Here is a 14,148-nt window from a genome sequence, read left to right on the forward strand (position 1 = left end):
TATAATACCGATTATTAATTTTATATGCTTATTCACCTTATTACATACTCAAAAGAATGTAAATTCTAATCCAAGTATGATACATGTTATACTTATAAATTATATATCGGCATTATACCTTCATAACCTGAGTGCTAAAATTAGCTCTCTATTATTAATAAATGGTATAAAATTCGTGTTTGGTTGTTTAAGCTGCAAAAATAATAGTTTCTAGTTATGAATTCATAAGTCTGAGTAATGATTGGGTAAGTTTTTGCATGACAGCAAATATCTTATTTATTAGAAGGAGGAAATGACTGTTCAGCAATGTAATTGTTCTTGCAACTAAAATAATTGGGGCTCTTTTGTCTTCTAGCCAGACGGGCTGTTCTTTTATTCATTCTTAATTTTCACGGGAATTCATGAGCTCGCAAGGCTCGGTTATCATTACCTCAAAAGAATCAATCCAATCGGATACTGCTCGCCATTCCATAGTATCGGTCTGCCCCGACTCGCTCCTGATAGCTATCGGGACTATTATCGGCTTCCGCTCAAAATGAACTGTTGAGTTGATTTGGGTTTTGTTACGCCGATTTGCAATACAAATTACCTCATCCCCTAACCCCTTCTCCTTAATGAGAAGGGGAATACATTGCAATTAAATAGCGATCCTAAATCTCTCTTTGCACTACTTCCTCACCTCAAGTAAAGGATTGAGGTAAGGTGATTTAAACAAGTAGTTTCTTTCGGTGAACTTTTATTTAGAAGTAAAATAAATAACACCCTATACACTTGATTTTCAGTCGTTATTTGTTTTATCATATTTATAGCTCCTTAAAAGACTTTTTATGTTTTCTTAAACACCAAATGGGCATAGTACGGACATAGTACAGGCACAGTACGGACACAGTACGGCTACCTTTCTATACTATTAGCAAGTATTATGGTTTAATACAACTGTACCTTATTGATTCTATATTTTACATTTGTTTCTCATTATTGTTTTTTGAGCCTCTTGATATTTTAAAAATTACTTTGAAACTTTATCATAGATTTTCATCCTTTAATCAGGATTTAGTTCTCTTTTATCCAACACGTACAGTTATTTAGAATGATGTTTTCATGCGAAACTCCTTGAAGTGATATGTTGTCCTGATTTAATCGGGTGCGTGTTGTACGGTACCATTTGAATTGAGATGGTACATAAGTTATAAATTAAAGCCTTAACCAAATCACAATTTTATGGCTGTTTTTAAAATCAATCCACTTACCAAAGGTTTAAGCGGTAAGCTTGGAAGCGATCTTGTATTCAGACAGAGTCATGGTCGTACCATTTTATCTACTGCACCACAGCGCACAGGAGAAGATTCCAACGCGCAAGAGCTGCACAAAGATAAATTTAAGAAGGCGATTCAGTTCGCTAAAGTTCAAATGAGTATTCCTGAAATCAAAGAGGAATATAAAAAAAGTGCTAAGGAGAAGGGAATGTACAGCGCCTACAATTTGGCAGTTGCCGACTATTTTCATGCTCCTGAAATTGGTAAGCTGATTTCCAAAGATTACCATGGTGAGGTTGGAGATGAAATCGAAATTATCGCATTTGACGATTTTAAAGTTGAACATGTTGAAATTGAGATTTATCACAATGATGGTAGCCTGGTGGAAAAAGGACTTGCCAGTAAAAATGGTAGTGATTTCGAATGGAAATATGCTGCCACGGTTGCCAATACTGAATTCGCTGGCGACAAGATTGTGGTAAAAGCATTCGATTATCCGGGAAATGAGACGGATAAGGAATTTGTGCTGGGATAATAGTGCTTTTGCATAAAAGAAACCTAATGGCCCCTTTGGGGCTGTTGGGTGTTTTTGGGTTAAAGGAGAAAGGAGAAGGGAGAAAGGAAAAAGTTACAAATATCCTTTCATAAGTATATGTTTTGTTATGTGATAAGATCTTGTTAAATTTGAGAATCTAGTTAGAAAGAAATGAAAACAAGAATTTTATTATCCCCGGATTTGCATAAAAATCGAAAAATTGTCAAGATTACATTTGACTACAGTTTAGGGATATTGGAATTATTGAAAAAGCATTTCCAGATTAAGTGGAGCCAATCGAAGAAATGTTGGTGGATTGCCAGAACAGAATTCGATTATAAAAAGTTTAAAAAGTTATTCTCTCCCATTGCAGAAATTGTGGCAATAGCAGATAAAGAACAAAAGAAAATTGAAGTTGCCCTACCAAAGGGATATTTGGAGAAACTTAAACGTATGAGATATAGTGAAAGTACAATAAAAGTGTATTGCAAATATTTCAAAGATTTTCAAACCTATTTCCTAAATACAAATTTAGCTGAGTTAACTCCTGAGTATATTAATCAGTATTTGTATGAACTAGTTGAAAAACAAAAAATCTCATTAAGTCAACAAAACCAACGCATAAACGCTATAAAATTCTACTTTGAGAAAGTTCTAGGTCGAACTAAAGAATATTATACTATTGATCGTCCAAGAAAACATCGTGCTTTACCAAAAGTAATTTCTGAACAAGAAGTACTAAAAATGCTTAAGGGGACAACAAATTTAAAACACAAAGCAATATTGGCAACCATATATTCAGCCGGACTACGAAGAGGTGAACTACTTAACTTACGAAAGCAAGATATTTGGTTTGATAAAAAGCTAATATTTGTTAGAGCTGGAAAAGGTAAAAAAGACAGAACTACTGTATTTTCTGAATCTCTAATTGTTGTTCTTAAGAAATACTTAGAAATTTATAAGCCTAATTACTATTTATTTGAAGGTAAGGACAGGACTAAATATACTGCTTCATCGGTATTACGAATTGTTGACAAAGCTGCAAAACTAGCTAAAATCGAAAGGCATGTTACGCCTCATATGCTGAGGCATTCGTTTGCCACTCATTTATTGGAACAAGGAACAGATTTACGATATATACAAACAATTTTAGGACATGGATCAAGTAAAACTACAGAGATTTACACCCACGTAAGTAAAAGATCTCTTGCAAAAATAAAAAGTCCTTTAGACACAATCCTAAAGGATAAATAACTAAATTACAACAACATACATAAAATAATAGATAAGGTAGATAAAGTGCATTGCACTTTATACATACGTTGTGTGGCATTTACCAAGTCCATAGAAAAGTTAATATCCTGACTTTATGGCACTGTAATTGTAAAACATGACGAAAACACAAACAAATAACAAAACTATGAAGAATAAAATTTTATCCTTTCTGTTTTCATTGGCATTATCAATTTCATTGAATGCATATTCGAGCGAGGTCACTATTACAGGTAATAGTACTGGTTTTAAAACAGGCGAGCTTGTAATTATGGCTAAAAAGACGCACACTGTGCAAATTGAAAATAATAAATTTAAGATTACAATTCCCCTAAAATCAAGTCCTCAAAAAATGCAGTTATACGCTCCGAGATTGAAAAGATTTATTGAGTTCTATGCTGAAAATGGCATTATGCATGCAGAAGTGTATAAGAAAGGTTTTCTGAAGAAGACACATATTACAGGTTCAGCGAGCCAAGGAATAATGAATGAATTCAAAGATGCAATTAAGACTGAAAACACAGAAAAATTTTATACCCTTTTATCTCAAAATATTAATACACTTCCAGGTGTTGACTATTTAATAATGTACAAGAGAAGCTTAACAATAGATAAGGTTAGGGAGTTGTATTCTATGATTAATGAGCCGTTGAAAGAAAATGCTAAAGACATTAAAGCCTACCTTGATACATACCATATTGAAGCGATGGAAAAAGGGAACAAAGCATTTGACTTTAAATGGAGGCAAGGTGAGCAAACCCGAAATTTGTCAGATTTTAAAGGAAAGTATGTGTTATTAAATTTTACAGCAACAGCATGTAAGCCATGCTGGAAAGCATATGAAGGAATGAATGAATTGGAAGCTTTACATGGAAATAACCTTAAAGTAATTTCGTTTCATGTTGACAATGACAATGTAAGGGAAGCATGGTATAGAATAGCAAAACAAAAAAATATTGATTTCAAATGTACTTCGTTATGGGAAGTAGACCAAAAGAAAAATGTTTTGGAAGTCTACAAAATAAATGTTTTACCAACTTTTATGCTTCTTGACAAGAATGGAATTATCGTCGATAGGTGGGCTGGTCGTTTGAATCCGCAAAAAATCCTAAGTCAAATAAAATAAAACGCCACACAACAAAAGCTATATGTAATGCGGGGTTCAGCGGGTAATTCAACCGCAGCTCTTCGTTGCAACACCGCCAATTCGTCTTTGACGATTTGGCTATAAAAATTAAAATATGAATAAACGAATTGGCTCAGTGGCAGCCTGACTGTGAAGCGTTTCAAAGTCCCGCACTCCACATAGCCAAACCGTTGTAGGGCATTAAAGGAACAGAAAATTAATAAATGAGAAAAAAAAAACGAATTGAAAATAACAGAGGGAAGAAAAAATTAAAGAAGCAACTCTCTATAAAAGATAGAGCCAAGATTGCTCTAATATTGATTGGTATATTTTCTCCATTGTTCGTTTACATCTATTTCAAAACTCAAGAAAGAAATGAATTATTACGAAATGACTCTTTTGAAACAATTGCCTTTATTGAAAAATTAAAACGCAACTCAAGAAAAGGTACTACTACTAGCGAAGATGTAATTTATTTCAACTTTCAATATAATGACACAATTCATCACGAGATTTATTCGACTATGACAGGAACAATTTCAGATAAAAAAATGAAAATTGGGGATGCATATAATTTGACTGTAGTGAAATCAAATACAAGTATATTTAAACTAAACCTTGAATCGAAAATTGACACAATCTATAGCAATTCTAATGTGAAGTGTCATAAATTTAAATCTGAAAGACATAAGCAAAATTTAAAAGATAACGCCCTACAACAAAAGTTAAAATTAAAGGGCGGTGACGCTCAACTTGATAATAAAACAAAATTTTAAACGGCAGCGGCTTTGATGAGGCGGTGGTTGTAAATCGCCCTCAAAATTTAGCCAAACCGTTAGCGGTAATTCTAAAACAACTTAATGAGAAGGATTGTCATAATAGTATTGATTCTAATGAATTTGATCTTAGGAGGTTTTCTGTTGCGATTTCTGATTAAAGATCGAACACCAATATTTCATCCTTTTGACGTCAATTTTAATATATCAGAGAAAAATTTAATTGATAATGGATACTTCTCAATTCCTGAAGATGTGTCTTTATTAGGAAAAAGAATAGGTGATACACTAATTTATTATCAACTCCATGCAGAATATATGTATCAATCAAACGAAGTCTACTGGAGGAATTGTGAAATTAGAATTGCTAAAGCTGACAGTGTAAAAGTAGTTGAATTTATTGAAAAACATGACTGTTATATTATTTCAAAATGGAACATGGAAAATCCGAGATTTTTTGTTCGGAATGGAAAAAACAACATGATTTATGATTGCTCAATTTATAAAGACACAGAATTTAAAGATGTATTGAGTATTTCTTTATTTTTCCCAAAGGAAGATTAATGATAAAACAACCGCTAACAAAAGTTAAAATTTAAGGGCGGTGACGCTCCCCCGAAAGCTTTCGGGGTTGATAATACAACAAAATTTAAACGGTAGCGGGTTACTCACTACGTATCGTGATCTCCCGTTGGTCGGTAGATAAGGTGGTAGTTTTAATCCCGATAACTATCGGGAGCCCTCAAATTTTAGCAAAACCGTTAGCGGTCAGCGAAAGAAATGACGTAAGATTTTAAAATAGCAAGAGAAGAGCTATACAAACGTTCGAAAAGTACCCTTTTAACTCTGCAATTGGGAGCTATCCTTACTGTGCTCTAATAACAATAAATCGACTTTACATTCTCTGCAATTAAGAGATTCAGAAGATGAGGAATTTAGTAAAAGAATATCTGACACACTTTATATGTTTGAAAGATTATAAAGGGTATTTTTGCTTACTTTGGGAAATTGTTGACTAGCATTAGGGGTTCGTAGTATTATGCTCTAAACCCCAAAATCAGTATTAACTTTTTTAAATAAAATTTCATTATGCGCCGTAAAATACCAGAATCAGAAACTATAAAGTTGACTAATCGCACACTCATGATTACACCTGAAGGTTTCGAGAAACTGAAGGAAGAGTTGAATCATATATGGACAGTAGAACGGCCAGAGGTTACAGCTAAAGTATCATGGGCGGCGAGTTTAGGTGACCGTTCTGAGAATGCCGATTATCATTATAATAAGAAACGCTTAAGGGAGCTTGATAGGCGTATACGATACTTACGTGTTTGCTTAGATGAATTTAAAGTAGTAGAATATCATCCATCTCAGGAAGGAAAGGTGATGTTTGGTGCATGGGTAGAAATTGAAAACCTGCAAAAAGGGTTTAAGAAAAAGCTGCGAATTGTTGGATATGAAGAACTTATTGGGAATTCTGATTATATCTCAATGGATTCCCCTGTGGCAAAGTCTTTAATGAAAAAAAGCGTTGGCGATCAAGTTGTCGTAAAAACGAAGATTGGAGATATGGTCTGGAGAATTAATAGTATTCAGTATCAGAAGTAGGCCTTCCTGACAAATCAAAATAAAAAGCCGAACCACTAACAAAAATTAAAATTTAAGGGCGGTGATGCTCCCCGAAAGCTTTCAAGTAGATCAATTCAGAAAGTCAATTAATAATAGATGACTAAATATATTACCATACTACTGACATTCTATGTGTTTTTTCAATCATGTAAGCCACGAGTCAACAATCCAACCATATTGATGACAAGTTATAATTATCAGATTTGGCTTAGCAATATAGATAGTATTGATCAACGTGATTCATCAATACTGTTTCTAGATTCAACAATTCTAGAAAATGGCAAAAAAATATATCTCGAAAAATATTTGAAAGACTCAATTAGTATTAACAACTCCTATTCAATAAGTAAGACAGGAATTGAATACTATGGCCAAGCTTGCTTAACTCTTGACTCTATTTTTATAACAAAAGATTCTATACTTTTAATTCGAAGTTATTATGACCGTAAAAACAGTCAGGATGAAGAATCAGAAATATTCTGGAATACAAAACTTGGTATTGTTGGTGTGTATAATTCTGGAGGTTGGGGTTCTCTAAATTTAATTGAAAGACAAAATGATAGTTCGGGGATTAAGGATTGTTTATATCATCATTTAATAAAAAGGCACAAATAAAATGAGAATCATATTAAGGAATATTATCCTTATTATCTTATTGGTAATCTTTAAGGCAAGTACTGTTTTTAGTCAAACCAATGATAAAACATTTGATTTAGTTCGGGATATTGGAAATTTCTCTGAATTTATGACTGAATTAGATACAATAGTTGTTAATGCAGATTTCAGTATATGCAATGGAGAGCATTTTGAAAAAGACATAATAACTAAACAGAACGATAGTGTTTTCATAGAAGTGTTCATAGAAAATGACTTCAAGGGAAAATTACGAATTGAATTTTGAGACTATTTATTCAAAATTACAGAAACGTACTATCCCGAATAAAAGTGCATCATTAAGGTTTGAAATAGTTCACAATAAAAGAGATACTTTGAAGCTCTACTCGTATGGACTAGTGGACATCTTAAGGATATCAAGCTATTTGACAAGAATTAAAGATCAAATATATTTTGACAAGGATTATTATAAGCCAATACAAATTCCTCCGAAACCTAAAGGGCTATCCGAACTTGAAAAATTGGATTCTTTAACAAGAGTTGAACTTGAAAAGGAATTACAACGAATGATAAATGAATAAAAAATAACAATTGGTAAAAGACCTGTAGCATAAACAAATGGATTATCGAGATACCGTATTTATTTCCGTTGCTGAGAACCTGAGTTTCTCTAAAGCAGCTAATGATTTAAACATTAGTCAGCCAGCGGTAACCAAGCATATCAAGGAATTAGAGATCAAATTCAACACGAATTTATTTGAGCGAAAGGGGAATAAAATTTTCCTTACCCGAAAGGGAAAGATTGTATACAATTCGTACAAACAGATTGAACAGCAATATCGAGAGCTTGAATTTGAAATCAGTCAGTTGAATCATGATATCTCGGGTGATTTTATCATTGGAGCCAGTTCAACCATATCGCAATATCTCATTCCCAAAACCATTGCCTCTTTTCACAAGCGCTACCCTAAGGTGAATATCCACCTTATTAATGGCAATTCTTTCGACATGGAGCAGCTTTTACTAAACAATAAGGTTGATATTGCCTTGGTAGAAAACCATTCCTCACAGTCGGGCATACGATACAAAAGTTTTCTTGATGATGAATTGATTTTGGTGACTGGTGGAAATAGCATCTATTCAAAACGCAAAACCATAAGCAAGAATGATTTGCTTCAGTTTCCTGTGGTACTTAGAGAAAAAGGTTCGGGTACACTTGAAGTGATAAAAGAAGCTTTGTTGAAACAAAATCTGGATTTCGAAGATCTTAATGTACCCATCCATTTGGGAAGTACCGAATCGATTAAAAACTTCTTACTTGATTTTGATGGTCTGGCGATTGTTTCAGAGCAAGCAGTTAAAACCGAATTGTACCTAAAAACACTTGTAGAAATAAAGGTTACCGGTGTACATATTCCACGTCAATTTCGAATTGCGTACAAAATGGGTCACAAAAGCAGACAGGTTGAATTGTTTGAAAACTTCCTATTAGGATATAACTTGTAGTTATACTCCATGACTATTCAGTATTTGCTTTGATTATACTGTGATGATACTTTTGTAAACAAAAAAGTAATCGTATGATCGCATTGAAAGCTGTAAAGAGTGGCATTGGAAATCAAACAAAGAATTTCAATTGGCCTTATTTAACCATTGTTTGTTTGTGTTTTATGCCGTTTGTATCTCCGGCTGTAGCACTTTGTATTGGCTTGGTGTTTTCATTTCTGGGAATAAAGCATAAAAGCATACACCATTACACATCAAAAATATTACAAGCATCTATTGTTTTAATGGGTTTTGGAATGAGTTTAACTGCTGTCATCTCATCATCGAAGGATGGTTTTCTTGAAACGGCAATTTCGGTAAGTGTTGTAATGTTACTAGGCATATTGCTGGGTAAACTGTTTAAAGTGGAGAAAAACATTAGTCTGCTTATTGCCAGCGGAACAGCCATATGCGGAGGAAGTGCCATTGCGGCCGTTGCGCCCATTCTGAATAGTAAAAACTACGAAAATTCCTTTGCTCTTATTGTGGTTTTTGTGTTGAATGCCTTAGCCTTGCTTTTGTTTCCTTTTATTGGACACCAGTTGGGTCTTAGCCAGAAAACATTTGGCAATTGGGCTGCCATAGCCATTCACGATACCAGCTCGGTTGTTGGCGCTGGAGCTATTTATGGCGAAAAGGCCTTGCAAGTTGCCACCACTGTTAAACTTATTCGTGCCTTGTGGATAATCCCATTATCCTTGATTGTTGCATTTGTGAATCGAAATGGAGAAAAGAAATCCATCCATTTTCCATGGTTCATTTTGTTATTCGTTATTGCCATTGTTTTTGCCAATACTTTCCCAGTATACCATGCAAGTTACGAACACTTTAGCTGGCTGGGAAAACGCGGAATGCTGATTGCTTTGTTCCTAATCGGTTCGAATATCAGTGTTGGTGAAATTAGAAAATCGGGTGTCAAAAGTTTTGCTCTTGGCATTATTCTTTGGGTAGTGATAGCAGTAGGTTCATTGTTCCTGTTAATTTATTAAGTCATGCCAAATATTTATATCTTTCTTACCGTGATAATTTCGAGTTTAATTAAAGGTGTAAGCGGCTTTGGTTTTGCTCTAATTTCTTTACCGATTCTATTGACATGGTACGAACCCAAGGAGATTATCCCAGTTCTCATGATTTGCAATCTTGTTGCCTCGGTATTTATCATCTTACAAAAGAAAAACCAAGCATTAATTGACAAAGCATCCATGTCCTTAATCGTATCAGGTGGGATTTTTACACTTATAGGGGTATTGATTTTAAAGTATGTTGATGCCAATCGTTTGGTTCATTTTTCGGGCGTTGTATTTCTGGTGATCACCTTCTTGTCTTTCATCAAAAGCAGTAAAAGACATGCCATTTTGCCTGTTTATGTGTATCCTATTGTTGGTGCTATTATTGGAGCAATAACTGGTATTATATCCATTAGTGGCCCACCATTAGCCCTTTTTCTAAACAGGGCAAATGTAGACAACAAACAGTTTAGGGAGATCTTTGCATGGTTTAGCATTGTGACAGCAGCAATTGCCATTGCAGGCTACTACCAGGTTGGCTGGCTTACTCCACAGGCCTTAAAATTATCCTTGCTCTTCTCTCCCATCCTGTTAGCAGGAACCGTGATTGGCAAGTATTTTAATGGCATCATTCCAATCAAGAGTTTTCGTACCATCAATATTCTACTTACTTTTATTTCTTGCCTGCTCTTGTTAATACGCTAACCCTCTTCAGGCAGAGAGAATCAATTCAAAGAGAATGAAGCAAATGATAATAGTACAGATTAAAAGATAATGGATATGATATTTAAGATCTTTAGGTGAAAGTATACCAATCTATGTGTGATAATATTCAGGAAATAATCAAATAAACATACTTCTATTAGGAAAGATTATGTTTACTTTGTTCTTTCTAAGTGCAGGAAATCTGTACGAAAATTAAAAAATGTATTGATTATTATGGATAAGAATATAAAGAAAAGGTTTTTAATGCTCGGTATAATGGTTGGATTGGTAGTTATTGGCGGATTATACAACTGGCAGATCAATCCTAAAACTGATTCTTCCATTCAGACCTCTTTTACGAAGAATGAAATTTTATTTGCACTGATCCTGATGGGAACAGTTTATGCATTCTACTTCATAAAAAAAGTACGCAAGCTTAAAATTCATCAGAATACATTTGAACAAGAAGCTGAGGCTTATGGTGAAATGAGAGCTCCATTCAGATCCGCACAAGATTACAGGAATGAAACTCAAAATACAATGAATTCATTCAGTACCCAAAAAGAATCTAAAGCTGAAAGGGAAAATGGTAAAGCTGTAATATCTGCCTTTGCACAAGGCCCTCAATACATATGGGATGGTATGTATTTATCAAAGTTTGCAGAAAGTAAGATTCTCAAATTCGATGGAAAATACATTAGTGATTTCTCAGGTAATAAAAGATTTACCTGGGAATCCAATCATTTGTCGGAGTTTGCAGGAAAAAAGATTTATTCTGCATCGAAAGGAAGAATTTCAGAGTTTTCAGGTCCAGAAACTTATTCATACGACAATAGAAGCATTTCGAAGTTTGCAGGACCTAAACTATATACAATTAAAGGTGAATTGAGGGTTCCTGAAGCAATAATGATTGTAATTGCTGCAGACTTAATTTAGGCATTTACCCTTTAGTGTTCTATAAAGTTTAAAATATCTCTATTTTCCAATATGTTCTTTGGAGCACCACGCAGTCCTGCCTTAAACATTCCGTAAGCCAATTCGGTTGACTTTATGCTGGCATTTCTACCCAAAAGTTTAATTAGGGGATATAAAAATCGGGATACCTTATAGCTGAAATTTGGTTCCTGCCTTTTCTCAACGGGATAAATATATCCAGGTCGGAAAGTAATGGCATTTACCAGGTTGGCAAACATGTAATTCTCTGCCATTCCTTTGTATTTGGCAAAGGACATACGACTCTTTTCGGTGTTATCTGCTCCTCCTCCACTTAAAAAACAGAATTTGGCATTGGGACTGTGTTCTTTTAAGGCATCCACAAAACGATTGGTATAATCAACCGTAATTTCTTTGAATTTTTCATCTGAAACAGCTCCTGTATAAACTCCAATACAGAAATAGACAGCATCAATATCTTTAAATTCATCCTGATGCTTTGAATAATCCATGAAATCACTGATTACCACTTCATTTAATTTGGAATGTTCTACACCTGACGGTTTGCGAACAAAGCTCGTAATTTTACCTATTTCCTTTGATTCCAGGCATTGTTTTAGAATAATACCACCTGTCATTCCTGTGGCTCCTGTAATAATAATATTTTTCATGATTGATTGGCAATTAAATTAATCACAACGATTTCACTTTGTGTTCCCAAACGCATTGGCGGCCCGGCTGTTCCAACACCTTCAGAAACAAAAACCTTGGTACCTTGATATTCATGCAACCCTCTGTTGTATTCAAATAAAAATTCGGACAATAGATTAAATGGGAATATTTGTCCGGCATGAGTATGCCCTGCCAAATACAAATCTATTCCATATTGACTTGCATATTTAATTCCATTTGGTGCATGATGAAGTAATACGGCAGGTTGATTTGCTTGCACCTGCAATTCGGCCAATGTAGTTTTTACGGTTGGTTTAAAAGGAGATGCATGCATATCGAAAGTTTCTTTATCGGCCAACATGTGGTTTAAACCAACAATTTGAATTCCATTAAACTTAACAATTTCATTCTCGAGAACTCTTACTCCAACCTCTCTCATTTTTGAATTGATAGCTTCAATATCTGTATGCTCATCATGATTCCCTTCTACAAAATATATTGGTGCATTCAGTTTTTTTAATGGTTCAAAATGTTCATTCTTCAATGCAATTTTTGCATCCAAATAGTCACCTGTTATAAAAATGGCATCTGCATGTTGAGCATTAGTTTTCTTCACCATTTTTTCAAGAAATTCTGCTCCTCTAAAATGTCCAAGGTGAATATCAGACAAATGCACCAATTTAAGGTTCTTTTCCAAACCATCAATCCGAACATCTACGTACTTTACTCTTTGGTGAGAAGCATTCCATACGCCATAAATAGTTAATAAAGTAGTTACACCCAATGCTACTAGTCCAAATCTAAAAGGTGAAAACCTAAAGTAGATGTTTATGATATCTGTAAAAAGAAATGAAAGCAGCACAAAAAGGAATACTCCCATGGTAATTGCACCAACAACAAAAATGATGTGTCCATTACTGTCAACCGACTGAATATTAGACATTACACCACCAAGCATAAAGATGCTGATTGCAGAAAAGAACAGGTAAAAAGGCCATTGATAAGATGTATCAAAGCTCCAGGCAGTTCTCTTTGAAAGATAGACAACCGAGAGAATTAACAATGTAAAAAACGTGAATAATATTACATATGGAATGTACTTGCTCATTTCCTAATTAATTTACTTCATTAAAATTACGCATTTGCTGAATGATGACTTTTTTAGGTGTCAGAGGAATAAATGAAAGCATTAATTTCTGCATGAATGTCAAACCTGATATTACATCCATTTTACCTTTTAGCATTCCTTTATAGCCATCCATCGCAACACTTCTAGCACTCACTGTCTTCTTAAAACCTGCAGTTTTATCCATTCCTGATACTTTGGCAAACTCTGTTTCGGTTGCTCCAGGCATTAATGCTGTTACAGTAACATTGGTATCGTTTAGCTCATTACTAATGGCATTGCTAAAGAAAGTAACGAAGGATTTGCTGGCAAAATAAACAGCCTGCAATGGACCAGGAGCAAAACTTGCCGTTGATGAAACATTCAGAATTTTCCCATGATTTCTTTTCACCATATCATCCAAAAAGAACCTTGTTAGAGCAGTAAGAGCAACAATATTTAACTGAATCATAGCCAAATCATCTTCCCATTTTCTCTCTTGGAACTTTCCCCGTCCACCGAAACCAGCGTTGTTGATTAAGTACTCAACTTCAATTCCTTTACTGTTTACTTCCTCATACACTTCTGATGCTGCATTGGGCTTGGTAAGATCTTTAGCAATGGTGTATACCTCTACTCCATTTTTACTTTCCAACTCGTTCTTCAGTTCTTTTAGCTTGTCTTCTCGTCTAGCAACAATTACCAAATCGCCACCATTTTCTGCATGTATTCTTGCCAATTCTGCACCTATACCTACCGATGCACCAGTTATTAATGCTACCTTTTTCATTTCTATGTAATTTTACTGTTTGAATGAAAGTCGCATGATAAATTTAATCACTTCACTTTATGAAAATTTAGCAATTAAATTTACATGCTCGTTTCATTAGTCTAACCATTATGCACTTCTTTTCTATACATTTACAAATTTATAGCAGCCTAAAAAAATTTAATTAACCCTTTTACTGATTC

15 protein-coding genes are annotated in these 14,148 nt (G+C 34.3%); 12 read left to right on the forward strand and 3 right to left on the reverse strand.

Annotated elements, in window-relative coordinates:
• The first annotated feature begins 1,221 nt into the window (after positions 1–1,221).
• From DF185_RS00495 to DF185_RS00555, 12 genes are all read left to right on the forward strand, one after another.
• Complete coding sequence (locus DF185_RS00495) at positions 1,222–1,791, forward strand: hypothetical protein (protein ID WP_110358767.1); 570 nt, start codon at positions 1,222–1,224, stop codon at positions 1,789–1,791.
• Positions 1,792–1,962: 171 nt separating this feature from the next.
• The gene (locus tag DF185_RS00500) at positions 1,963–3,045 is read left to right on the forward strand and encodes a tyrosine-type recombinase/integrase (protein ID WP_110358768.1); all 1,083 of its coding nucleotides are present in this window, start codon (positions 1,963–1,965) and stop codon (positions 3,043–3,045) included.
• 166 nt (positions 3,046–3,211) lie between these two features.
• Positions 3,212–4,189, forward strand: a complete 978-nt coding sequence (locus DF185_RS00505; protein WP_165835901.1) for a TlpA disulfide reductase family protein — start codon at positions 3,212–3,214, stop codon at positions 4,187–4,189.
• A gap of 224 nt (positions 4,190–4,413) precedes the next feature.
• Positions 4,414–4,965 (forward strand): hypothetical protein, encoded by a 552-nt coding sequence (locus DF185_RS00510; protein ID WP_110358770.1) that lies wholly within the window; start codon positions 4,414–4,416, stop codon positions 4,963–4,965.
• 84 nt (positions 4,966–5,049) lie between these two features.
• A complete protein-coding gene (locus DF185_RS00515; protein ID WP_133249918.1) occupies positions 5,050–5,529 on the forward strand; it encodes a hypothetical protein in 480 nt (159 codons plus the stop codon).
• Positions 5,530–6,108: 579 nt separating this feature from the next.
• Positions 6,109–6,573 carry a transcription elongation factor GreB gene (gene greB, locus DF185_RS00520; protein WP_243421739.1) on the forward strand — a complete coding sequence of 155 codons (465 nt, stop codon included), beginning with the start codon at positions 6,109–6,111 and terminating at the stop codon, positions 6,571–6,573.
• A 117-nt stretch (positions 6,574–6,690) separates the two neighbouring features.
• On the forward strand, positions 6,691–7,209 hold the full coding sequence (locus tag DF185_RS00525; RefSeq protein ID WP_110358773.1) for a hypothetical protein: 519 nt from the start codon (positions 6,691–6,693) through the stop codon (positions 7,207–7,209).
• Position 7,210: 1 nt separating this feature from the next.
• The gene (locus DF185_RS00530; RefSeq protein ID WP_110358774.1) at positions 7,211–7,495 is read left to right on the forward strand and encodes a hypothetical protein; all 285 of its coding nucleotides are present in this window, start codon (positions 7,211–7,213) and stop codon (positions 7,493–7,495) included.
• A 332-nt stretch (positions 7,496–7,827) separates the two neighbouring features.
• A complete protein-coding gene (locus DF185_RS00540; protein ID WP_110358776.1) occupies positions 7,828–8,715 on the forward strand; it encodes a LysR substrate-binding domain-containing protein in 888 nt (295 codons plus the stop codon).
• A 74-nt stretch (positions 8,716–8,789) separates the two neighbouring features.
• Entirely contained in the window at positions 8,790–9,743 is a 954-nt protein-coding gene (locus tag DF185_RS00545; protein WP_110358777.1) for a YeiH family protein, read from the forward strand.
• 3 nt (positions 9,744–9,746) lie between these two features.
• Complete coding sequence (locus tag DF185_RS00550; protein ID WP_110358778.1) at positions 9,747–10,466, forward strand: sulfite exporter TauE/SafE family protein; 720 nt, start codon at positions 9,747–9,749, stop codon at positions 10,464–10,466.
• A 234-nt stretch (positions 10,467–10,700) separates the two neighbouring features.
• The gene (locus tag DF185_RS00555; protein ID WP_110358779.1) at positions 10,701–11,402 is read left to right on the forward strand and encodes a hypothetical protein; all 702 of its coding nucleotides are present in this window, start codon (positions 10,701–10,703) and stop codon (positions 11,400–11,402) included.
• Positions 11,403–11,413: 11 nt separating this feature from the next.
• Here DF185_RS00555 and DF185_RS00560 read toward each other — a convergent pair whose 3' ends face one another.
• From DF185_RS00560 to DF185_RS00570, 3 genes are read right to left on the reverse strand one after another with little or no spacing between them, the layout of a single operon-like run.
• The gene (locus DF185_RS00560) at positions 11,414–12,070 is read right to left on the reverse strand and encodes an NAD(P)H-binding protein (protein ID WP_110358780.1); all 657 of its coding nucleotides are present in this window, start codon (positions 12,068–12,070) and stop codon (positions 11,414–11,416) included.
• Positions 12,067–13,179 carry a metallophosphoesterase gene (locus DF185_RS00565; RefSeq protein ID WP_110358781.1) on the reverse strand — a complete coding sequence of 371 codons (1,113 nt, stop codon included), beginning with the start codon at positions 13,177–13,179 and terminating at the stop codon, positions 12,067–12,069. Before DF185_RS00565 ends, DF185_RS00560 begins: the two co-directional genes overlap by 4 nt.
• Before the next feature lie 7 nt (positions 13,180–13,186).
• Positions 13,187–13,966, reverse strand: a complete 780-nt coding sequence (locus DF185_RS00570) for an SDR family NAD(P)-dependent oxidoreductase (protein ID WP_110358782.1) — start codon at positions 13,964–13,966, stop codon at positions 13,187–13,189.
• Positions 13,967–14,148: the final 182 nt, after the last annotated feature.

Source organism: Marinifilum breve (assembly GCF_003202155.1).
In the GTDB taxonomy this organism is placed as follows: Bacteria; Bacteroidota; Bacteroidia; order Bacteroidales; family Marinifilaceae; genus Marinifilum; species Marinifilum breve.